Source organism: Streptomyces sp. 2114.4, assembly GCF_900187385.1.
Lineage (GTDB): Bacteria > Actinomycetota > Actinomycetes > Streptomycetales > Streptomycetaceae > Streptomyces > Streptomyces mooreae.
This window is the reverse complement of sequence record NZ_FYEY01000001.1, coordinates 224008-245692: the sequence shown is the minus strand read 5'-3', so window position 1 is coordinate 245692 and position 21685 is coordinate 224008. Positions and strand designations below refer to the sequence as shown.

General features: G+C 68.8%; 19 protein-coding genes. 12 read left to right on the top strand and 7 right to left on the bottom strand.

Going from position 1 to position 21685, the window contains the following annotated elements; genetic code table 11:
• Positions 1-3 precede the first annotated feature (3 nt).
• The 3 genes from CFW40_RS01070 to CFW40_RS01060 form a co-directional block, all read right to left on the bottom strand.
• Positions 4-1338 (bottom strand): ABC transporter substrate-binding protein, encoded by a 1335-nt coding sequence (locus CFW40_RS01070; protein ID WP_088795946.1) that lies wholly within the window; start codon positions 1336-1338, stop codon positions 4-6.
• 75 nt (positions 1339-1413) lie between these two features.
• A complete protein-coding gene (locus CFW40_RS01065) occupies positions 1414-3177 on the bottom strand; it encodes a glycoside hydrolase family 13 protein (protein ID WP_088795945.1) in 1764 nt (587 codons plus the stop codon).
• A gap of 202 nt (positions 3178-3379) precedes the next feature.
• On the bottom strand, positions 3380-4651 hold the full coding sequence (locus CFW40_RS01060; RefSeq protein ID WP_088795944.1) for an ABC transporter substrate-binding protein: 1272 nt from the start codon (positions 4649-4651) through the stop codon (positions 3380-3382).
• A gap of 172 nt (positions 4652-4823) precedes the next feature.
• Between CFW40_RS01060 and CFW40_RS01055 the strand changes: the two genes are divergently transcribed.
• From CFW40_RS01055 to CFW40_RS01035, 5 genes are read left to right on the top strand one after another with little or no spacing between them, the layout of a single operon-like run.
• Entirely contained in the window at positions 4824-5330 is a 507-nt protein-coding gene (locus tag CFW40_RS01055) for a PadR family transcriptional regulator (RefSeq protein WP_088795943.1), read from the top strand.
• Positions 5327-6088, top strand: coding sequence for an ABC transporter ATP-binding protein (locus CFW40_RS01050; RefSeq protein WP_088795942.1), 762 nt, complete (start codon positions 5327-5329; stop codon positions 6086-6088). Before CFW40_RS01055 ends, CFW40_RS01050 begins: the two co-directional genes overlap by 4 nt.
• Before the next feature lie 3 nt (positions 6089-6091).
• Positions 6092-8434 (top strand): FtsX-like permease family protein, encoded by a 2343-nt coding sequence (locus CFW40_RS01045; RefSeq protein WP_088795941.1) that lies wholly within the window; start codon positions 6092-6094, stop codon positions 8432-8434.
• A 16-nt stretch (positions 8435-8450) separates the two neighbouring features.
• Positions 8451-9311: a hypothetical protein gene (locus tag CFW40_RS01040; protein ID WP_088795940.1), complete on the top strand. Its 861-nt coding sequence runs from the start codon at positions 8451-8453 to the stop codon at positions 9309-9311.
• On the top strand, positions 9308-9862 hold the full coding sequence (locus tag CFW40_RS01035) for a hypothetical protein (RefSeq protein WP_088795939.1): 555 nt from the start codon (positions 9308-9310) through the stop codon (positions 9860-9862). The genes CFW40_RS01040 and CFW40_RS01035 overlap by 4 nt, the downstream gene beginning before the upstream one ends.
• 47 nt (positions 9863-9909) lie before the next feature.
• On the opposite strand, the gene CFW40_RS01030 is transcribed toward CFW40_RS01035, so the two are convergent.
• Positions 9910-10560: a CAP domain-containing protein gene (locus CFW40_RS01030; protein WP_088795938.1), complete on the bottom strand. Its 651-nt coding sequence runs from the start codon at positions 10558-10560 to the stop codon at positions 9910-9912.
• A 592-nt stretch (positions 10561-11152) separates the two neighbouring features.
• On the bottom strand, positions 11153-11764 hold the full coding sequence (locus CFW40_RS01025) for a hypothetical protein (RefSeq protein WP_256331667.1): 612 nt from the start codon (positions 11762-11764) through the stop codon (positions 11153-11155).
• Between the two features lie 159 nt (positions 11765-11923).
• Here CFW40_RS01025 and CFW40_RS01020 point away from each other — a divergent pair, with 159 nt between their 5' ends.
• Positions 11924-12481, top strand: a complete 558-nt coding sequence (locus CFW40_RS01020) for a DUF2238 domain-containing protein (protein WP_088795936.1) — start codon at positions 11924-11926, stop codon at positions 12479-12481.
• 118 nt (positions 12482-12599) lie between these two features.
• Here the strand turns inward: CFW40_RS01020 and gntA are convergent, their stop codons facing one another.
• Both gntA and CFW40_RS01010 read right to left on the bottom strand, forming a co-directional pair.
• On the bottom strand, positions 12600-13277 hold the full coding sequence (gene gntA, locus CFW40_RS01015) for a guanitoxin biosynthesis heme-dependent pre-guanitoxin N-hydroxylase GntA (RefSeq protein WP_088795935.1): 678 nt from the start codon (positions 13275-13277) through the stop codon (positions 12600-12602).
• Positions 13278-13676: 399 nt separating this feature from the next.
• Positions 13677-14258 carry a hypothetical protein gene (locus CFW40_RS01010; RefSeq protein ID WP_143034602.1) on the bottom strand — a complete coding sequence of 194 codons (582 nt, stop codon included), beginning with the start codon at positions 14256-14258 and terminating at the stop codon, positions 13677-13679.
• A gap of 622 nt (positions 14259-14880) precedes the next feature.
• Here CFW40_RS01010 and CFW40_RS01005 point away from each other — a divergent pair.
• The 6 genes from CFW40_RS01005 (at position 14881) to CFW40_RS00980 (ending at position 21659) form a co-directional block, all read left to right on the top strand.
• On the top strand, positions 14881-15090 hold the full coding sequence (locus CFW40_RS01005) for a ferredoxin (RefSeq protein ID WP_088795933.1): 210 nt from the start codon (positions 14881-14883) through the stop codon (positions 15088-15090).
• Positions 15080-16444 (top strand): NAD(P)/FAD-dependent oxidoreductase, encoded by a 1365-nt coding sequence (locus tag CFW40_RS01000; RefSeq protein ID WP_088795932.1) that lies wholly within the window; start codon positions 15080-15082, stop codon positions 16442-16444. The genes CFW40_RS01005 and CFW40_RS01000 overlap by 11 nt, the downstream gene beginning before the upstream one ends.
• Positions 16445-16478: 34 nt before the next feature.
• Positions 16479-17711, top strand: a complete 1233-nt coding sequence (locus CFW40_RS00995) for a cytochrome P450 (protein WP_088795931.1) — start codon at positions 16479-16481, stop codon at positions 17709-17711.
• A 283-nt stretch (positions 17712-17994) separates the two neighbouring features.
• Positions 17995-18534: a hypothetical protein gene (locus tag CFW40_RS00990; protein ID WP_143046314.1), complete on the top strand. Its 540-nt coding sequence runs from the start codon at positions 17995-17997 to the stop codon at positions 18532-18534.
• 871 nt (positions 18535-19405) lie between these two features.
• Positions 19406-20365 carry a cytochrome P450 gene (locus CFW40_RS00985; protein WP_088795929.1) on the top strand — a complete coding sequence of 320 codons (960 nt, stop codon included), beginning with the start codon at positions 19406-19408 and terminating at the stop codon, positions 20363-20365.
• 58 nt (positions 20366-20423) lie between these two features.
• A complete protein-coding gene (locus CFW40_RS00980) occupies positions 20424-21659 on the top strand; it encodes an MFS transporter (protein ID WP_143034604.1) in 1236 nt (411 codons plus the stop codon).
• The last annotated feature ends 26 nt before the right edge of the window (positions 21660-21685 follow it).

Below are 21685 nucleotides of genomic sequence, written 5' to 3'. Positions count from 1 at the left end.
TCCTTACTTTCCGTACGCCTTGGCCGCGGCGGCCTCGAGCTTGTGGGCCGTGCCTTCGGGGTCCGAGGGGTCGCGCAGGAAGTCCTGGAGCAGCTTCCATTCACCGGCGCCCTGGGTGCCGCCGAAGGCAGCGGGAGCCTGGTCGGACATGTCGAAGCGCACGGAGTTCCCGGCGCCGGTGAGGGACGCGGCGGCCTTGCGGGTGACCTCGTCGTGGTAAGCGTCCGCGGGCACCTTCTTGTTGGGCGAGAGGTAGCCGCCCGCCTTGGCCCAGACGCTGGAGGCCTCGGGAGTGGCCAGGTACTTCACCAGCTCCATCGCGGCCTTCTTGTGCTTCCCCGCCTTGAGCACCACCGCGGCGTCGCCGCCGCTGACCACCGGGGCCTTGCCGCCGTCGACCGCGGGGAAGGGGAAGAACTTCGCGTCCTTGCCGACCTCCTTGTGGAGCTCATCGGTGATCAGCGCGCTGACGAAGTCACCTTCGTAGACCATGGCCGCCTTCGGCTCCGGGCCGAAGACCTGCTGGACGGACTCGGGGAAATCGGTGCGTAGTGCGCCCGAACCGCCGCCCGCCACCAGGTTCTTGTCGCGCAGCAGCTTGCCGAGCGCGGTGAGCGCCTTGACCACGCTGGGGTCCGTCCACGGGATCTTGTGGGCGGCGAGCTGGTCGTACTTCTCCTGACCGGCCTGGGAGAGGTAGATGTTCTCGAACCAGTCGGTCAGCGGCCAGCCCGCCTCGCCCGCGACGGAGAAGGCCGGCACGCCCGAGTCGGACAGCGTACGGCCCGACTTCAGCAACTCCTGGTACGTCTTCGCGGGGGTGACCCCGGCCTGGTCGAATGCCTCGGGGCTGTACCAGACCGTCGACTTGTGCGAGGCCTTGAAGTACAGGCCGTAGTACTTCTTGTCGACCGTGCCGTAGTCCTTCCAGACCTTCGCGAAGTTCTTGTCGGCCTCCGCGCCGACCTCCGCCGACAGGGGAGTCAGCCAGCCCTTCTTGGCGAACTGCTGGAGCACGCCGACCTGGGGGACCATCACCACATCGGGGGCGTTGCCGCCTTCGACCTGGCTGCCGATGACCGTCGAGACGTTGTCACCGGTGGAGGCGAAGGTGACCTTCGCACCGGTCTTCTCGGAGAACGCGTCCAGGACCTTCTTGAAGTTCCGCTGTTCCACGCCGGTCCAGACGCCCGCCACGGTCACGGTCTGGCCGGTGAGTTCCTGCTTCTTGCCCCCGGCGGACACATTGCCGCCGCATGCGGTGGCGCCGAGCGCCAGACCGAGCACGGCGGCGCCGGACACGGCGGCTCGGGTGGGTCGTACTGCGGGTCGTCTCATCGTGGGTTCCCTTCGGAGGACTGACGGGGAGCGTGGGGGAGGGGTGGTACGGGGAGGAGGGACGGGGCGCGGGCGCTAACGGGGTGCGGGCGCGTGCATCCACCAGGCGGCGGTGGAGCCCGGGAGCGTGCCCGCCGGGCAGTCACCGCTCGCCAGCAGCGGGACACCGGGTACGGGAGCGGGCACCGGATCGGTGCCGAAGTTGACGGCGCAGACCAGACCGTCGCCACGGACGAACGCCAGCACCTGCGGCGGGGACTCCAGCCAGCGCAGGGTGCCATCGCCGAGCTGCGGAAGACTGCGGCGCAGCTGCAGCCCTTCGCGGTACAGGTGCCAGAACGACCGGGTGTCGGCGAGCGCCCGGTCCGTGGCGTGGTCGGCGAACCACGCCGGCTGCGGCAGCCAGGGCCGCGCCGCGTCGGTGCCGGAGGTGAAGCCGAACGGGGAGGCGTGTCCGGACCAGGGCAGCGGCACCCGGCAGCCGTCGCGGATGTGCTCCCGGCTGCCCGTGCGGTGGAAGATCGGGTCGGTGAGGACCTCGTCGGGCAGGTCGACGACCTCCGGCAGGCCCAGCTCCTCCCCCTGGTAGAGGTACGCGGCGCCGGGCAGGGCCAGCATCAGCAGGGCGCCGGCGCGGGCGCGCGCAGGGCCCAGCCCGCCCGCGGACTCCGCCGGCCCGGCGCTCCCGGGGGCGGCCGCGTACCGGGTGACGGTCCGGACCTGGTCGTGGTTGTTGAGCACCCAGGTGACGGTGGATCCGGTGTCCGCGATATCGGTCAGCGCCTCGGAGATGACCCGGCGGAAGGTGCCGACGTCCCAGCGCGCGGTCAGCAGGTGGAAGAAGAACGCCTGGTGCAGCTCGTCGGGCCGGACGTATGCCGCCTGCTCGCTCGGGGTCCGTACGGAGACCTCGCCGACCAGCAGCCGGTCATGGCCGTCCCGGGCCGTGTACTCCTCGCACACCGCGCGCCAGTCGCGCCACACCTGGTGCACCTCGGGCTGGTTCCAGGCCAGCGGGTTGACCGAGTCGCGGGTCCGCTCGTCGGCCGCGGGGTCGGGGGAGTCGGGGAGCTCGGGGTGCTTGAACAGCCCGGCGGCCACATCGATGCGGAAGCCGTCGACACCGCGGTCCAGCCAGAAGCGCAGCACCTGGTCGAAGTCGGCGGCCACGGCGGGGTTGCGCCAGTTCAGATCGGGCTGCTCGGGCGTGAACATGTGGAGGTACCACTGGCCCGCGCTTCCGTCCGCCTCCGTGACCCGGGACCAGGCGGGACCGCCGAACATGGCCCGCCAGTTGTTGGGCGGCAGCTCGCCGGCCTCCCCGCGTCCGTCGGCGAAGTGGAACAGCGACCGTGCCGGGCTGCCCGGGGCGTCCGCCAGGGCCGCCCGGAACCACGGGTGCTCGCTGGAGCAGTGGTTGGGGACGATGTCCAGGAGCACCTTCAGGCCCAGCCGGTGGGCGTCGGCCACCAGGCGGTCGAATTCGGCGAGGTCGCCGTATACGGGGTCCACCTCGCGGTAGTCCGCGACGTCATAGCCGTGGTCGTGCTGGGGGGAGGGGTAGAAGGGGCTGAGCCAGATGCCGTCCACCCCGAGCTTCTTGAGGTACGCCAGCCCCGTGCGGACGCCGGCCAGATCGCCGATGCCGTCGCCGGTGCTGTCGAGGAAGCTGCGGACGTAGACCTGGTAGATCACCGCATCCCGCCACCAGCGGTGTGCCGGGTCCTGGGACGGGGTTCCGGCGGCTGCCGCGGAGGGCGCGGGGGAGGCCGGGCCGGGGAGGGAGGGAGAGGGGGCGGAGTCGGCCGGGGAGCCGTTCCCTGCCGTGGCTATGAGCATCTGCCGTGATCCCGTTCTTGCCTGGGCATGCCGTGCGGCTGCGATCGCTGTTATGCATGCATGTTAAGTAGGGATGTCTTTTGAGTGTCAACGAAATGGTCGAAACTCGCTGCGAGATGCCCGGATTTATGGGAGATTGCGCAACTCGCCTGTACTTAACAAGTAAGTAGAGGTGGGAGGGAGTGTGGGAAGCCTCGCCGGGTCAGCCGCGGTCGACGATGGCCCGAAGCTCCCGCGTCAGCCGCGCGACGGTGGCGTCCGTGCTCCGGCGGTGTACCAGCGCATCGTGCATCACCGCCTGCACCGCCAGGCTCACCTGGTCGTAGTGCGGGCTCTTCAGACGCGGCTTGGCCGCCAGGACGCCCCGCTTGAGCGTCGGAAGGTACGGGAAGCGACGTACCAGCTCGGGATCCGCGTACAGATCGGCCCACACCGGCGGTAGCGCGCCCTTGGTGAGCACCCGGCGCTGAACCGGTTCGGACGTCAGATAGGAGATCAGCTCGGTGGCCGTCCTCTGATGCCGCGACCGCGCATTGACCGCAAGATTGGAGCCACCCAGGGCGCTGGAACCCGGCCCGTCGGGACCCGGCAGCGGTACCGCGCCGAACTTCCCCGCCACCTTCGACGACCGGGCGTTGGCCAGCGCGTACGCATACGGCCAGTTCCGCAGGAACAGCAGCCGGCCGTCCTGGAACGCCTTGCGGGACTCCTCTTCCTTGTACGTCAGCGCCCGCTGCGGGATCCAGCCCTCGCGCACCCCGTCGAGGAGGAAGGACAGGCCCCGGCGGGCCGCGGGGGAGTCCACCGTCACCCGCGAGCCCTCACCCGCGAGCACCGAACCGCCCGCCGACTGAACGGCCTCGCCGACGTTGGCGGTCAGCCCCTCGTACGGCAGGAACTGGCCCGCGTAGCCGTCCATCCCGTACTTGGGCGCGACCGTTTTCGCCAGATGCTCCAACTCGGCCCAGGTGCGCGGCGGCCGCGCACCCTCCCGGTCGAGCACGTCCCTGCGGTAGTAGAGCAGCCCCGCGTTGGTCACATAGGGGACCGCATAGAGCCGCCCCCCGAAGGTCGCGGTGTCCACCACGGGACGAAGGAAGTGCTTCAGCGGAAACCGGTCGGCGTTCACCGGCTTGATCCAGCCCGCGGCCGCGAACTCCGAGGTCCATGCCACGTCGATGTTCAGCACGTCGAAGCGGTCACTGCGCGAGCGCAGCTCGGTGACCAGCTGCGCCCGCACCTCGTCGGCCGCGTCCGGCAGCTCGACCAGGGTCACCTTCTCGCGCGGGTGCCGGTCGTTCCAGCCGTCGAGGACACCCCGCAAATAGCCCGTGAGGTCGCCGCCCGTCACCAGGGTGATCGGGCCCCGCCCGTCCGAGCCGCCGGCCGGCTCCCCGGCCCGCGCGCCGGTAGGGCCCGCGAACAGCAGCGAGCAGACCAGCAGAGCCCTTCCCGCGGCACGCTTCCACCGCATGGGCTCCTCCTCGCACCAGGCGCCGACGGGACACTGGACCGACAGCCCGCCCCATGTATACCTGTTAGCCATGCGGGATACTAGATGGTGCAGGAAGATACGACGGCGACCCGGATCACAGCCGGACGAGTGCAGATGACCGTCAACTAAGGCGGAGAGGGAGAGCGAGAGCGTGCGGCTGCCACTCCTGGCGCTGTTGGTCAGCGGCCCCGCTCACGGCTACGAACTCAAACAGGCCCTTGAGAACCTTCTGGGCGCGGCATACCCTCAGCCAAATGTCGGCCAGATCTACGTCACCCTGAGCAGGCTGGAGAAGGCGGGCCTGATCGAAGGGGAGGACGTCGAGCAGTCGGACCGCCCGAACAAGCGCATCTACCGGATCACCGCGGCGGGACGCGAAACGGTGGACGCGTGGTTCGAGGAATCCACCGCCGAACCACGGGTACGGGACGAATTCTTCATGAAGCTCGCCCTGGCCCCCCACACCGGGACCGCAGACCAGATCGCCCTGATCAACAAACAGCGCCGCCACTACCTCAACACCATGCGCGACCTCTCGAAACTCGCGGCGGCCGAGGACCGGGACAACCGGGTCGCGCAGCTGCTGATCGAGGGCGCGATGCTGCACCTGCAGGCGGATCTCGACTGGCTGGAGCGTTGTCAAGAGGAGTTGGAATGAACCGGGACGAGCCGTCCGGCCCGATAGTCCGGGCAGCCGGCCTGGTCAAGACCCACCGCCCGGAAGGGGCGGCACCCGTCCCTGCGGTGCGGGGCGTCGATCTGTGCATCGAGCGCGGCGAGTTCGTTGCCGTCACCGGGCCCTCGGGAGCCGGCAAATCCACCCTGCTCCACCTCCTCGGCGGCCTCGACCGGCCCGACAGCGGTGCGCTCTGGCTCGACGGCCGCCAGGTCGACGCCTACAGCGAGGCGCGCTGGGCGGAGCTGCGCCGCCACCACATAGGCATCGTCTTCCAGTTCTTCAATCTGGTCTCGAACCTCAGCGTCGCCGACAACGTCGAACTCCCCGCACTGCTGGCCGGCAGATCCCCCCGGCAGGCCCGTGCCGACCGGGCCGAACTGCTCGACGAACTGGGCCTGACCGGCAAGGAGAACTGCACACCCGGTGAACTGTCCGGCGGCGAACAGCAGCGCGTCGCACTGGCCCGCGCCCTGGTCAACACCCCCGGTCTGCTGCTCGCCGACGAACCGGCCGGCAGCCTGGACAGCAAGGGGACGCGGGAGGTGCTGCGGCTGCTCGCCCGCTTCCACCGGCGCGGGCAGACGATCCTGCTGGTCACCCACGACGCCAGGATGGCCAGCGCCGCGGACCGGGTGATCAGCTTCTACGACGGCCAGGTGGCCGACGACGCGCACCTCGGCGGCAGCCGGAACCGTCCCGCGGCCGGTGTGGCCGACGTCCTCAAGCTCCAGGGCTGAGACGTGCGAGCAGCGGCACGCTGGACACAGGCGCATCTGCGGGCACACCGACCGGCCGCGGTGCTCATCGTGCTGGCCACCGCCGGGATCACCATCTCGCTGCTGCTGGCCACCGCACTGTTCGCCTACGCCACCGATCCCTGGCAACGGGCCTTCACCCAGTCCTCCGGCGCCCACGTATGGATCCACACCCAGGCCGGCACCGCCGCGGGGTCGCTCGCCGGACTGGACGAGGTACGAGCCACCTCCGGTCCCTTCCCCACGGTCCGCACCACCGCGAGTCTCCAGCCCGGCGGAGCCAAGGCCACCCTGGAGCTGCGCGGCGTGGCGAAGCGCCCCGCCACCGCCGCCCCCCAGATCGTCGCGGGCCGCTGGCTCGACGCGGGTACCGATGCGGGTGCCACCAAGGGAATCGTGCTGGACAGCTCGGTGGCCCGTGCGATGTGGGCCAAACCGGGGGACTCGCTGGTGCTGAGCGGGATCGCGGCCCGGCTGCGCGTGGTGGGTGTCGCGGACACCGCCGAGGCCGCCTTCCGCCCGGGGGAATCGCCGGGCGTGGCCTGGGTCCTCCCCGGCACCCTCGCCGCCTCCGACGCGGGCCGCGACCAGCGTGGCCGCACCATAGGCCTCCAGCTCACCGACCCCGCGGACACCGACTACGTCGTCCAGCGCGCGGTCACCCGGCTCGGCGCCGATCAGATCACCGACGTCTCCACCTGGCGGCAGGCCAAGGCCGAGGCCGAGGGGGACAACCAGCTCCTCGGACGGCTGCTGGGCCTCTTCGGGCTCGGCGCGCTGCTCGCCGCCGCCCTGGCGGTGGGCGGCGCCATCAGCACCCGGATCCGCGGACACCTGCGGGACATCTCGATCCTCAAGGCCATCGGGTTCACACCCGGCCAGGTGGTCCGGATGTTCCTCGCCCTCCACCTCGGCTTCGCACTGCTGGGTGTCGCCCTGGGGACACTGCTCACCCAGGCGCTCGGCACTCTGGCCCCCGGCCCGATCGGCGAAGCGATGGCCCTTTGGCGGCAGCTCCCCGGGCACACCTGGCTGACCCTGGTGATCTCCGGCGGGGCGGTGGTCTTCATCGGCTCGGCGACCTGTCTGGCCGCGTGGCGTGCGGGGCGGGTGCCGCCGGTGCCCGTGGCCCGTGCCGCCACGGCCGGTGGCGGCCGCACCTCCGGCCTCACCCGGCGGGCGCTCGGCCTGCGGATCCCACCGGCCCTGGTCCTCGGCTGGCGGGGCGCCTTCCACCGTCCGCTGCGCTCCTCGGCAGCCGTGGCACGGCTGGCGGTCCCGCTGCTGCTCATCACCATCGCGCTGGGCACCTGGACGACGCTGGACCGCTTCACCTCACACCCCGAGAACGTCGGCCTGCCCGCGGCGCTCACCGCGCGCTCCGACACCCTCGGCGCACACGAACTGAGCCAACTCCTGGCCTCCCAGCCACGCATGACCGCCTACCCCGGAGCCGAGGTCCAGGCCCTTGTACCGGGACAAACCGGGACCATCACCCTGCGCGGGCTCGGCACGGACGCCAAGCCCTACCCCTTCGCCGTCGTGGAAGGCCGCGCCGCCCGCGGCCCCGACGAAGCGATCGCCGGACAGGGCCTGCTGGACCTGCTGGACGCACACGTCGGCGACTGGGTCCGGATGACCGTCGCCGGCCGCCCGCACGTCCTCCATATCGTCGGCCGCAACATCGAAACCGCCGACGGCGGCCGGGTCGTTTCCACCACCCTGGACACCCTGCGCGACGATGACACCGCCGGTACCACGTCCCCGGCGGCACAGCCGCCCCACCCGGACTTCTACAACCTGGTCCTGCGGCACGGCGCCGACCCCGGCGTGGTGCGCGACGCCCTGACCAAGGCGTCGGCCGGGCGTCTCGAAGTGCGGGAGATCCCCAACCCCGCCGACCAGCTGTCGGCGGTCCGGGTCGTCAGCATCGGTCTGATCGCGGTCCTGATCCTGATCGGGCTGGCGGAGCTCGCGACCACGGTCGGTGCCGGTGTACGCGACCGCAGCCGCGATCTGCTCGCCCTCAAGGCCGTCGGCCTCACGCCCCGTCAGATCACCGCCGTCATCGTCTCGGGCACCGCCTTCGTCACCCTCGCCGCCGCGCTGGCCGGCACGGCCTCCGGACTCCTCGCCTCCCACTGGCTCATCGACCTCCAGGGCCGCACCAGCGGCTGGGGAACCGGCATCGCCCAGCAGCCCGGCCCGGCCACCCTGCTGTCGGTCATTGCCGTCGCGGTGACGATCGCCGCCACCGCGTCGGTCCTGCCCGCCGCCCGCGCCGCACGGCGCCGGCTCGCGGACTCGGCGAGCGATCTGCTCCAGTGAAGGGTGTTGCCCCGCCATGCGAGACACGAGGCTGTCGGAGTCGCCGGAACCGTCGGAGCCGACCGAGCACTACCTCTTCAACGACAGCCAGACGATCGTGCTGGAGCGCGGCTACCAGTGGGAGTCCACCCTGGGGTCCACCCCCGACCGGAATCCGATCGAGCGGGAGCGCATCACCGCCCATGGCGCTGTCCGCGGGCTGGCCGAACTGTGCGACGGACTCGTCAGGCCCATGACGTTCGGGGTGACCAGAAACTGGGTGGACGGGTACGGCTTGCCGGCCGAAGGCAGTCCGCCGCGAGGGAACTGGATCCTGACGACCCCGCAGTCGCCGCCTGACGTCCACTCAACTTACCGGGACCCCCAGATCATGGAGGCAGCAACACTGGACGAGCGGGCGATGCTCACCATGGTCGACCGCGTACTCGACGACCCGTGTGAAGCCCCCGAAGGCAAGCACCTGGCCTGGGACGAGATGCACATCGACCACACCTGGGCCCGGCTGCCTGAACCCGACCGGCACCTCGCGAACAAGGAACTGCGCATCGACGACCACGACAACAAGCTGCGTCGCGTCCTGGTCCCTCGCGAGCATGCGCACGGCCGCACCTGGGTGACCGTGCCCCGGCGCAGCGTCCGGTACCCGTTCCTGCTGAGGGTGAACAAGTCCTGTGGCACGGTGTACCCCGACGGGCCCGGGTACGACGACTTCATCACGATGACGATCGACGTCAACTGGTCATTCTGGTGGCACCCCGGGGAGGGCCGAGCCATGCTCGATCAAGCAGTGGACCGCCTTCTCCGGAAAGGGTGGCGCCCCGCACACCCGCAATCCGTACCTACGGGGCACCACACCCCATCGAGGACCAGCCTTTGACTCCGTACTCCCTGGCGTTCTACCTGGACGTGGTCACCACCGGCACCGTGCTCGGTGTGGGCCCCACGGCCCCTCCCGACCGCGTCACCGAGGTCCTGGGGCCGGGCTTCGCCGAGAACACCTTCGGCAAGCACAGCATGTTCCGTGACTACGGCCTCGCCGAGTTCCACTGGAACCGCGCATCCGCCGGGCACCCTTGGTCGGGCCACCACTTCACCCTGCAAGTGCACCGGCTCGCGTGCCGGGACCGCACCCTCGTCAACGACACCCTTCGCGCCCGGTACGGACGGTTCGCTCCCAGGCTTCGTTTCGCCAAGCTGCAACGCCTGCTGGAGCGGCGCGGTGTCCCCCTGGTGGAGGTCCCGGAAATCAAGGCGAACGCCCCGTACTTCCGTACGTTCTGGCAGCCCGATTCCCGTGTGGCCGTCTCCGTCATCGCCACCTACGGCGAGTACAGCACCCCGGACCGTATGCAGGTCGGTGACGTGTGCGGCGTCCACGCCCCGATGGCTGCCGAGGAAGTGGAGTGGCGGAGGGCGCGAGCCGGGTAGCGCCCCACGCCACCACCGGCCCCTGCAGCGGGGCTTGCGGGCGGTGCTCAGCCGGCCGTGCCGAAGTCCTGCGTCCAGTAATCGCCGGGCTGAGCGAGGCCGACGCCGATCTCCTTGAAGGAGCAGTCCAGGATGTTCCGCTTGTGGCCGGGGCTGGACATCCAGCCCGCCATGACCTTCTCGGGCGTGGAGTACCCGTAGGCCACGTTCTCGCCGTAGGAGCTCCAGTGGTAGCCGGCGCGCGTGATCCGGTCGTCCGGGGAGGAGCCATCGGAGCCCGTGTGCGACATATTCTTGTGGCCCGCCATGTCCTTGCTGTGGTCTTGGGCGGCCTTTGTCAGTTTCGCGTTCACGGTCAGCGGGGAGCATCCGGCCTTGCTGCGCTCCTTGTTGACGAGTTCCACCACACGGGCTGCATCGCCGGATGCCGGGGCGGCGGTTTTCGAAGCGCCGGCGGTTTTCGCGGCGCCGGAAGAAGCGGCAGGCTTCTGCGAGGCGCCGGCAGCCCGCTCGGAGCCCCATTTCGCTTTCCCCTGCCGGTGATCGTAGGACGCATTCTGCCAATGACCGTGGTGCCGGCTGGCCTCTTTCCCCTGCCCCAGGCAAGCCATTGCTGCGGAGGGCACGCCCACGGCGCTTATGGCCAAGGCGGCGACGGTTATCTGCCGGTATCGCCGCGTCCTGCGATGTTTCGTCATGCGTGACCTCAATCGGTAATTGCGGAGCGTCCCTGGCGCGGCTGGCTCTGTGCAATTTCCGCGCCTGAGCTGCGGAGACGCCTTGCGGCTCGTCATTCTTGGCACCGCCGCGCAGGCAAGGCAACAAACTCTGAGTACTACTTCGCTTCGTAGTGTTGCGTGGCCCTTGTCATGGGCGCGGGAGCATGCTGGTCCGGCTGCCGGATCCCCGAAAATGCTGTTGAACCGTCAGAAGCCTTTGTGTGTCACCGTGCGGGCAAAAGCGCGCAGCGGACCGAAGGCCACTTATCCCGGTGCGGGGTATTCATCGGCCAAGACGGACAAATCTCTTATGTCTCCGAGGTATGGCCTACTATCCAGCTTAGTTAGTGCCGGAATGCCGTATGACGCATGTCACGAGACCGTGTCATACGTGGTGGGAACCACGCCGGGCGCGCCCGCGTCCACGGGGGAATTCCGGGGCGAGAGGGACGGCGGGCACTTCCCGATGCCGTCCCGTCCGGGGGGAGCCGGCTGACCGGCTGGAGCGCTACAGCCGGTCAGCGGCGGAGTGATGGCCTCACACCTCACAAGCCTTTGACTGCCACGTTCCTCAGGGCAGTTGCGCGATTGCGGTGATCACCGGTACCGGCAGGTAAGCGGGCCACTCGGGGCGGGCCGCCTGGTAGGCGATGTACCCGAGAGAGCGGCTGATCCGTACTTCCTCCGTCGTCTCCGCCTGGTACACCACCCGACAGCGGCCCGATGCGTTCTTGGCGCGCTTCCACAGCGCCGACGCGGGCTTCCTTTCCGCCTCGGTCCGCGGGGTGAAGATCCGGTCGCCGAAGTCCGACCACGCGAACGGGCTGCTGCCCACCCAGTCCTTGTCGATCACCCTTTTCAACTCCGCTGCCCGCTCCGCGTCGGTGGAGCCCCAGGAGGGCGGAACGTTGGTGATCAGTCCGACCGGAACATGGCGGGCGCGCAGTGCCCGCAGATACCTGGCGGCTCCCGGCATGTACCGCACGCTCTTGTCCTCTGCCGTGTGTACCAGCGTCTCACCGAGGTCGAAATACACCACGGCACAACCGCCGGCCCGCCCTCCGTGCCCGGCGGTGCGCGGTACGCCCTGGGCGGCGCCCGCGGCCGGCACGCTTAACGCTGCCACGCCGCCCAGGGCGAGCAGCGTGCGCCAGGTGGCTCTGCGAGCGGATGTCTTCTTCATGGGGATGCCTTCCCGTAGGGGGACATCCGATCGTACGCGCCATGTGCACGTCAGTAATGAGATCGGCGCAGTCGGACCGTGGATCCCGGCTGACGACATGCGGTCCTGCATGGTGACGGCTTCGCTGCGCAGGTGCGTCATAGGCGCTTCGGTGGGCACATGCCTCATGCGGCCGGGGCCGCACCCTCCGCCCCGCCGGTGTGGCGGCGCCTTCCGCTCAGCCCGCTGCTGTGCTGCCTGCTCGCCGCGCACGCACTGATCCTGATCGTCGGCGGGCACTACACCTACGCCGAGGTCCCTCTGGGGCACTGGCTCCAGGACGTGCTGGACCTGTCCCGCAATCCTTACGACCGGATCGGACACCTGGTGCAGGGCTTCGTGCCCGCCATCCTGGTCCGCGAACTTCTGGTCCGCACCTCCCCGCTGCGCGGCAGCGCCTGGCCGGCCCCGCTGACGGTGTGCGCATGCCTGGCCTTCAGCGCGTTCTTCGAACTGATCGAGTGGTGGAGCGCGCTGATCGGCGGCGCCGGTGCCGACGCGTTCCTCGCCACCCAGGGGGACCGGTGGGACACCCAGTGGGACACCCAGTGGGACATGGCCTGCGCCCTCCTCGGGGCGATCGCCTCGCTGCTGCTCCTCAGCCGCGTCCACGACCGTCAGCTCGCCCGCTACGGCACCGGGGAGGAGGGCCGGACCACGCGACCGCAGACCGCCTGATCGCCTTCCGGCCGTCCGCTGTCATACAAGGGGGCGCGGCCCCGCCCCGCCCCCACGCTTCGTCGGAGTTCGTGCGGAGTTCCCGGTGTGAACTGCCCCTCGAAACACCGGAGTTGTCTCACACCCGGGCGGAGAAGGGGCAGGCCCAGTCCGCCGGCTTGCGTCGGCCCGAGTAGCGACGGGCCTCGGAAAGCTGCTCGTACTCCACGAGGTTGGGGTTGATGTTGCCCTGCAGCTCGATGTCCTGTTTGCGGATCTTCTCCTGCAGCCGGTCCCACAGGCCCGCGGCCTTTATCCGGTCGAACTGGGCGTGGGAGTTGAAGGCCAGCATGGGGAAGGGCGGCCGGCGTCCGATGCGGCTGTGCGTTTCGTGCAGTCCGATCACGAAGAAGGGGTGCCCGGCGACGCTGTACGCGAAGGCCCCGGACGACGGATCGTGGTCGTAGCCCTCGGCCCAGGGGTACGTGAGGCTGTCATAGTCGTGGACCGCCTGCAGCTGCTGCCACAGCAGCGCCTCGAACTCGACTTCCGACACGTTCAGAGGGCCCGAGAAGGTGGCCACGAAGCTGGTGAAGGGCTTGGCGGCCCAGTCCACCGCCTCCACATACGCCTGGAGATCAGCGGCCATCTGCCGGGCCGTCTCGTCATCCCCGAACCACGTGTAGTGGCGATGGACGATGCCGCCCTGTCGCCACGCCGAGCGACCGGCCAGGCAAGGGAAGGCGTCGCCGAGAAGGAACCGTCCGACGTCGGCGGAGGCGTCGACTTCGGTGGCGGCGGTGGCGTCAACCGTCATGTTCGTGACCTTCGGTAAGGGGGGCAACACCCCTGGTGGGGGCCCTGCGGTGGTGGGACCCTGGCAGTCAAGATCGGGCAGGGCCGGTTCGTCAAGACTCGGCCGTATCGCCCCCCTGCGACTGCCTTCACCGACGGCGTCAGCACCGTGTATGCGGTGGTATGACCCGTATCGGGCCGCGACGATGTCTCGGCCGCCGGGCAGTTCGCTCTCACTGCAAGGCTTCTTGTCGATCTTCATCGTCTCAGAAGCCCGGACACCTGATCGCCAGGGTGGGCCGTGGCGGCGCCGCGCCCTGCGCCGCCGGCCCCCTCGCCGGAACCCTCTCCGGGATCTTCCCCGCCGGGCCGCCCCTCGGCGCCCGGTCTCCCGACGGGCGCCACAGGAACGGGATCCCGGTCAGGCCCGGGCGGGAGCGGCCTCCTCAGGGGCGTCGGCGGCCTGGGCCGCGCGGCCCTCGGCACCGGCCTCGGCAGCGGCTCCGGGGAGGGAGTAGAAGACGCTCCTTCCCTGCTTGCTGCGGTGTGCCAGCCCCTTGGCGACGAGTGAGGTCTCCAGGGTGTTGCGCACGGCGGTCTCCGGTGCCGTGTGGTCCGGATGCTCCTGTGCCAGCAGCTTGGTCAGCTCCGTCACCGTGCGCGGCTGTCCGTCGAGCAGGGCGAGAACGCGGTCGGCGCGGGTGGCGTTCCGCTGCCGGGCCTTCCCCCGGGCCGGTGCGGACTTGCGTGCCTTCTTCGTGCTCCCCGCCGCCTTGGCCGGGGCCTTCTTCGCCGGCTTGGCCTTCGGCGCGGCAGGCTTGCCGCGCCGCGCCGCGGGCACGGTCACCGGTTTTGTCACCGCGGTGACGGCCTCCGAGGACTGCGGGGCAACGGCTTCTTCCCGGGACGCCGTGCCGAGATGCTGCTGGAGGTCTTCCAGCTTCGCCCGGAGTTTCTGCAGTTCGTCGATCTCCTTCGCGATGCTCTTCAGCTTGGCAGCCACCTGCACAGCGAAATCCGCGTCTGACATGAAACAGCCTGCTCTCTCTTGCCTGATCGGTCTGCGGTTGGCTGGATGTTACTCATCCCGCTCCGCAATTAACCCGGTACGGTTCCGTTTTATCGCCACACACAGGGCATCGATGGTCGGCTCCACGGCCGAACAAGCTCACCGACATGGGGTGTTCGGATGCTGCCCAACCCTTTGCCACCAGTCAAGAAAGGGGACTTGAATGAGCCATACGGGCCTGGAACGCGGTCCCACCTGGTCTGGACAGAGAGCGTGAACTCCGTCCGGCTGTCACTCCTTTGAGTCTTTCCTCCGGTGGACGGTTGCGCTTTCCTCGTCCGCGTGGACGGCTTCTGCCGTATCGGCGCCGGGTGACCACCGATGCTGACCCGGGTCCGAGGCGGCGGCCGGGCACTCGCCGCCGAGGATGCGCCGGGCCCGGCCCATGAAAGGTGAGCCGCCGGGGTGCGCCACTGCTTCCGCTCGTGACCCTGCCTCCGCTCACCCTGCGCACCCCTCGGATGGCCCGGCACCACGTGCGCCGCACCGGGACCGGTTGTAGGACGGGAGACGACGAGTGTGGTGGCGGGTGTGACGGTGGGAGGAGTGGCGCGGGATGAACATCGTCGTTGATCTCAACCGATGCCAGGGCTATGCGCAGTGCGCCTTCCTCGCTCCCCGCATGTTCACGGTGCATGGCGAGGAGGCCCTGTTGTACACCCCGGCCGTCCCGGACGACCAGCGGGAACATGTTCTCCGGGCCGCGGCGGCGTGTCCGGTGCAGGCGATCGTCGTGGGCGAGGAGGCGGGCCCCGGTGCAGGGTGAACCACGCGAGGGCCGCATCGTCGTCGTCGGCGCCTCGCTCGCGGGTCTGCGGGCCGCCGAGACGCTGCGCGACGAAGGGTTCGCCGGCTCGCTGACTCTGATCGGCGACGAACCGCACCCCCCGTACGACAGGCCACCGTTGTCCAAGCAGGTGCTGCTCGGAAGGGTGCCGGCCGACACCACCGGGCTGCCCCGGGGCCGTGACGTGGACGCGCACTGGAAGCTCGGCGTACGTGCCACGGGCCTCGATCCGGTCGGGAAAAAGGTACTCCTCGCCGACGGCGAAGAGGTGCCCTTCGACCGGCTGCTGATCGCCACCGGGACCCGGGCCCGCCCCTGGCCCGACCCGGCCGAGGCCGCCATGGACGGGGTGTTCACCCTGCGCACCGGCGAGGACGCGGGCCGCCTTGTGGAGCACCTTGACGCCTCACCGGAGCGCGTCCTGGTCATCGGCGCCGGGTTCACCGGTTCGGAGATCGCCTCCGCCTGCCGGGAGCGCGGTCTTGCCGTGACGGTCGCGGAGCGGGGCCCGGCGCCGCTGGTCGGTGCGCTCGGCGGAACACTGGGTGCGCTTGCCGCGAAGCTGCAGCGTGCCCACGGTGTCGATCTGCGCTGCGGGGTGACGGTCACCGCACTGGAGGGCAACAGCCGGCTCACCGGCGCACGGTTCTCCGACGGCACGAGGATCGACGCCGATGTCGCCGTCGTGGCCCTCGGCGCGGTCCGCAACACCGAGTGGCTGGCCGAGTCGGGACTCGCCGCGGGCCCACGGGGCGTGACCTGCGATGCGGGCTGCCGCGCCTTCGACATGTACGGGATCGTCACCGATGACGTCTTCGCCGCCGGTGACGTGGCCCGCTTCCCGCACCCGCTCTTCGAGTACCAGCTGCTCTCGCTGGAGCACTGGGGCAACGCGGTGGCCCAGGCGGAGGTCGCGGCCCACAACATGGTCAATCCCGGGCCACGCAGACGCCCTCATCTGACGGTCCCGGCGTTCTGGTCCAGCCAGTTCGGACTCAATATCAAGTCGGTCGGCGTACCCACCTTCTCCGACCAGGTGGTCATCGCCCAGGGGTCGCTCAAGGAAGCCCGGCTGGTTGCCGTCTACGGCTACCGAGGACGCGTCACCGCGGCGGTGAGCGTGAACCAGGCCAAGTCGCTGGAGTACTACCAGCGGCTGATCGAGACGGCAGCGCCGTTCCCGCCCGCGCCGGGAGCCGCCGACCGGCTCGACACCCGGGCACCGGTCCCCTCGGACGTGCCGGACCCGAAGATGCTGTCGCACGGTCCGACCGTCGCGCTCACCGGCCATCTGCCGGACCGGCGCCTGATCCTGGTGCAACCGGCCCGCTGAGACCGCCACTCCCTAGCGATGAGGAGCGCCGCGCATGGCTGCGGACACCCTGTTCCACCGGATCACCGACTACGTCCACCGCGCCGACCCCTACCCGTTGTACGCGGAGCTCCGCGAGGCGGGGGTGGTACGGCAGGACGACGGCAGCTACCTCGTCGGGACCTACCACGAGATCGAAGCCCTGCTGCACGACCCGCGGATCAGTTCGGACCGTCGCAAGCGCACCGTCCCGGACGAGGCCGCGACCGCCGAAGAAGGGCTCCCACCGGCCTTCATCGGACTCGACGATCCCGAACACCACCGGCTGCGGAGCCTTGCGATGCGCTCCTTCGGCCCGCCGCACACGCCGGACCGGATCGCCGGTATGCACGACGGCATCACCCGGATCGTCAAGGACCTCATCAGCGACTTCGCGGGAAAGGAGCGGATCGACGTCGTCGACGACTTCGCCTACCCGCTGCCCGTCACCGTGATCTGCCGTCTCCTGGGTGTGCCCCTCGAGGACGAGCCCCGGTTCCGCCAGTGGTCGGACGCCATCGTCGCCGGCATCGATCCCACCCCGGGGGAGGACCCCGAGGAGCGGCCGCGGGCCGCCGCCGAGGCCCGGAAGGCGATGGGCCTCTACCTCGGCGAACTCGCCGACAAGCGCCGTTCCCATCCTTCCGACGACATGCTCTCCGCGTTCGCCGCCGACAGCCCCGACGGGCAGCTGACGCCGCTCGAAATCATGACCACGTCCGTGCTGCTGCTGATCGCCGGTCACGAGACCACCGTCAACCTGATCACCAACGGCATCCTGACCCTGCTGCGCCACCCCGACCAGCTGGCACGCCTCCGCGGCGAACCCGCGCTGATGCCCCGAGCGGTGGAGGAGCTGCTGCGCTACGAACCCCCCGTCCAGATGCTCCCGCAGCGCACACCGCTGGCCGATATCGAGGTCGCGGGCGTCACCATCCCCAAGGGCGCGCCCCTCATCCTGATGCTGGCGTCCGGCAACCGCGACCCCCGGCGGTTCCACGACCCCGACCGCTTCGACCCGACCCGCGATGACAACCAGCATCTCGGTTTCGGCAGCGGTATCCACAGCTGCTTCGGCGCGCCGCTCGCCCGTCTGGAAGCCCAGATCGCCCTGAACGAGCTGATCCAGCACCTCGACGACCCCCGTCTGGTCGAGGACCCACCTCCCTACCGCCGCAGTCCCGTCCTGCGCGGCCCCCGGCACCTGCTCGTCGATTACCGCCGGGCCGCTGCCCGAGGGGGTCGGTAGCGCGGATGCCACGAGGCGATGTCCGACCACTCGGTACGGGCAAGGGCTTCGCACCACGGTGTGGCAGCCGGCAGCCTTCGATGTCACAGGACAACCGTTCCCGCACCCGCGGACCGCGGCGCCCGCGAGGTGACGAGGCGTAGGTTTCGCCCGTCCGGGTCGACCGTGGGGGACGTGCCCCGGGCCGCCACCGCTCCCACCGGTCACGCGCCGGGGCGTCTAGGGTGCGCTCAGGCCCCGGGCGGCAGCAGGACCACCGGGCCCGTCCGGAATGGAGCGCAACGTGGCCTTCTCTTCCCTGGTCCGGAAAGGGACCCGGACCGTCCCCCTTCTGCTGGCGATCGCGGGCATCGGTGTCGCCGTCGTCGTGGGCATGGCGGATGCCGGGCCTACGACACCGGCCGAGCCCGCCGCCCCGCGCAACCCTTTCCTTGCCGAAGTCGCCGCGCAGATCGACCTGCCGGCGCGGGCCTGGACGGCGTCGGGCACCCACACGGCCAGGGGATATACGACGGAGGCAGCCGAGACCATCGGCGTCGAGGGCATGAAGGCCGACTGCGACAACATCAACCTGAACAAGAAGCTGGCCGCTGACTTCCGCAGCGATGTGTTCGGCCCCGGCGTGAAGGGGTTCTTCTACAAGTGCCGAAGGGTCAGCCCGGACACCAACAAGTACTGGTTCACCATCAGTTCGGCGGACCACGCCCAGATCGACAAGCTCTGCGATCCGCACACCAGGTACCCGGTCGTCCACGACGAGCAGCATGACACCTACTGGATCGACGAGCCGTTCACCTGCACCCGCAGGGCCGACCCCTCGTAGGGCGGCCCGACCGCCGATTGCGCGTTATCCGCAGGAAGATCTTTCTCTCCGGGGCGTCACCCTCGCCGCCTCCGGAAGGCGTCGTGCTCACCGTGATCTTGTGCATCACGGATCTTTCTCTTGATCGTCGAATCCGGTGTTCATGAGAAACTCCCTAACGGTTCATTGCCGCGCCCAAAACCCAGTGATAGCATCCCGAAGATTCCGCGTTCCTGACTAGTCTGCGGAGTCACGGGGGCGAGGGGGAGGGCATAGATCAATGTGGCGCATGTGGCTGATGTGACGAGCGGACACGGGCGGTTGAGGCCGCCTCGGTGACCCGCGCTTGCCACATTGATGCGCGAATGTGTGAGTGCGGATTCTTGGGGACTTCGAAGGGGTCGGAGCCACTTTATTGATTCTGTAGGTGCGGCCTGTGCGCGCATCAGGGGGTAACGAGAACACACCGGTCATGGCCATATCCTCGGTTGTGCATTGATGGGCAAGACAATAAAGTTGCGTCCTTACGTGCTTCAAGGGCGATGGTCGCCTGGCATACATGAATTGTTGAATGAATCATGATGAACCGGCACGGGGCGGGGAATGGTTACGCGCTGGGTGTCGAAATGCTCGGGTTTCGAGAATTGGCCACGGGGGAGGACAGAAAGGCGTGCATTCTGACGAAGGTGTGGTCGACCATGGCCGACACCGCTTACTGAAATGTCCGATCAGTTTTCCTGAACATGTGCTCCATGCGCCACGCGAAGCATACGAATTACTCCGAGAAGATCAGGGAGAGGTCGCGTACGACCCGAGCACGCAGTCCTGGCACGTCATGTCGCCACTTCTCGCACGCAAGGCGTTAACGGACAAGAGGTTCCTCGCCAGAGGTATGAAGCACAAGACCCATCTGGTCCCCGAGGCCGGGCGTGCGGACGTTCACTATGTCGAGAGTTTTCTCTCGCAATGGCTGGTGTTCTCCGATCCCCCGGTCCAGCAACACGTCCGGACGGCGTTAGCGGCGGCTATGGACAGTTCGTTCATGGCCGAGGTAACTCGCCAGGCCGTAAAGCAAGCAGATGCGACCGTCGGGTCCGCAGCGGTAGATCCCATCACCGATATGGCGTTGCCCGTTGCCCGTGCGGCAACCCGCACGCTGCTCGGTGCCACGTCCTCTCAGTTGGAAATCATTGAGGGTGTCTCGGACGCCGTGATGGCCTATCTTGCGGTGCCTGGCGCGGATTCCGGCAAAGCCGCATGCGCGGCGGCTCAGATTCGACTGCTGGAAGCCCTCGTCGACGATCAGCTTCTGCACGGGGGCGATCGGATCGCTGCCGCCCTGCGCGCGCTGCATCAGCAGAAGGTACTGGATCTGGCAGGGGTTTCCGCGACATACACCCAGTTGTTCACCGGCGCACTCGAGCCACTGAAGACAGCTCTTGTGTCCTGTCTCGCTCATATTGGTGACCAGAGCTGGTCACCGGCGGATGTCGAAAAGCTCGAACCGGTGGACTGGGCGGACTTCATCGAGACCCGGCTGCGCGACGATCCCCCCTTTCATTTCGCGCCGAGGCGTACCACCACGACCGTTGAATTGGGTGGCCGCACCATATCGGAGGGCGCGCGGGTCGTGGTGAATCTGCTCAAGGCGAACGAAGACTGCCGGCCGAACCGTCACCTTTCCTTCGGGCACGGCCGGCATTACTGCCTCGGCGCCCGACTGGCGCGGGCGGTGCTGCAGTCCTGTCTTCCTGTTCTGGCGCGAAAGGTCGTATCGGACGACGTCGACGTGTTGGGGGTGAGCAAGGTAAAAGCCATGGGGATGACGGTCTACAAGGTGAACGCAATCTGACGTGTTCCCGTGGGCCGTGCGGCCGGCCATGCGGGAGCTGACCATGATGGGAGAGTTAATGATCAACCTGGGCTTAGTGGACGTTCTGCGCAGCAGCCGCGTGCCACGTCTTGCCGGCGGCACCCTCGTCGGACGGATCCCGAACGCGCTGGCGCTCGCGGCGATCCCCATGCAGCTTCGCTACGCGGATCAGAGCTGGCTCACGGTCGGCGCCGCTGCCGCCGTATATTCGCTCCTGTCCGCTGCCGGGTCACCCATCTGGGGACGTATGGTCGACCGCGGTCGCGCGCGATTCGCCATCTGGCTGACATCGATTGTCAGCGGATTCGGATTCCTGGGTTTCGCCGCGTCGGGGCACTCGATGGTGGTCGCCTTCGTTGCGCTGGGCGTCGCCGGCGTCTTCAATCCGCCGTTCGAACCGTATCTCAGGTCTGCCTGGCCTCGCATAGTCCGAGGCCCGCTGTTGATGAAGGCGTATGCTTTTGACTCCGCGTCACAGGAACTTCTCTTTATTGTGGCGCCGCTGGTGGCCACCGCAAGTGCGATCGTTCTGAACCCTACTCTCGCGTCCTACCTCTGCATGGCTTTCCTGTTGCTGGGTGCCTGGATGATCGAGGTGATGCCGACGGCCGACGCGGAGGACCGGGTCGAGCACATGGGATTCAGGAGGATCATCGGCCCGCTGTTCTTCGGTGCTTTCCGGCTTCTGATGTGCTGTGCCGCGATGATCGGGGTCACGATCGGCGCCATGGCGATTCTGGGCGGCCGGCTGACCGAGTCGCACACGTCCGTGGGAGGCGTGGGGATCCTGTTGTCCTTGCACGGCTGTGGGGCATTCATCGGTGCCCTCACCCTGAGCGGTGGCGACACCGAGAAGATCGGGAATCTCACCAAGAGGCTGACCGCCGTCCTTGTCGCGTTCTCGGCATCCTGGGCGCTGGCCGCACCGTTCTTCCCGGTACTCGTACAGGAATCCTCCTTCTTCTTCGCCGGTTTCTTCATGGGGCCGGCCCTGACCTGGACATTCGCTTTGGTGAACGCGTCAATTCCCAAGGGAGAGATCTCCGAGGCGTTTTCCTGGCTCGGCGGCATCATCGTCGTGGGCTCGTCTGGCGGCTCCTTTTTGGCGGGCACGCTGGGCTCGTGGTCCGGGCAGTCGGCAGTGGTGGTGATGATGGTCGCCGCGTCGGTACTGGCGGTGGGTGCCGCAGCCACCCTCAATCTGCGCCCGGCTCGTACATCTGCCGGACGGCAAGCGAGTCCGTCGGATAGCGTGACCCTTTCATCAGGCTGAGCCGGAAGGACATCCATGCACGCGCG

Coding starts and splice junctions, on each gene's coding strand:
- CFW40_RS01070 (WP_088795946.1), bottom strand. CDS start 1,338: ATGAGACGACCCGCAGTACGACCCACCCGAGCCGCCGTGTCCGGCGCC.
- CFW40_RS01065 (WP_088795945.1), bottom strand. CDS start 3,177: ATGCTCATAGCCACGGCAGGGAACGGCTCCCCGGCCGACTCCGCCCCC.
- CFW40_RS01060 (WP_088795944.1), bottom strand. CDS start 4,651: ATGCGGTGGAAGCGTGCCGCGGGAAGGGCTCTGCTGGTCTGCTCGCTG.
- CFW40_RS01050 (WP_088795942.1), top strand. CDS start 5,327: ATGAACCGGGACGAGCCGTCCGGCCCGATAGTCCGGGCAGCCGGCCTG.
- CFW40_RS01040 (WP_088795940.1), top strand. CDS start 8,451: ATGCGAGACACGAGGCTGTCGGAGTCGCCGGAACCGTCGGAGCCGACC.
- CFW40_RS01030 (WP_088795938.1), bottom strand. CDS start 10,560: ATGACGAAACATCGCAGGACGCGGCGATACCGGCAGATAACCGTCGCC.
- CFW40_RS01025 (WP_256331667.1), bottom strand. CDS start 11,764: ATGAAGAAGACATCCGCTCGCAGAGCCACCTGGCGCACGCTGCTCGCC.
- CFW40_RS01020 (WP_088795936.1), top strand. CDS start 11,924: ATGCCTCATGCGGCCGGGGCCGCACCCTCCGCCCCGCCGGTGTGGCGG.
- gntA (WP_088795935.1), bottom strand. CDS start 13,277: ATGACGGTTGACGCCACCGCCGCCACCGAAGTCGACGCCTCCGCCGAC.
- CFW40_RS01005 (WP_088795933.1), top strand. CDS start 14,881: ATGAACATCGTCGTTGATCTCAACCGATGCCAGGGCTATGCGCAGTGC.
- CFW40_RS00995 (WP_088795931.1), top strand. CDS start 16,479: ATGGCTGCGGACACCCTGTTCCACCGGATCACCGACTACGTCCACCGC.
- CFW40_RS00985 (WP_088795929.1), top strand. CDS start 19,406: ATGAAGCACAAGACCCATCTGGTCCCCGAGGCCGGGCGTGCGGACGTT.
- CFW40_RS00980 (WP_143034604.1), top strand. CDS start 20,424: ATGATCAACCTGGGCTTAGTGGACGTTCTGCGCAGCAGCCGCGTGCCA.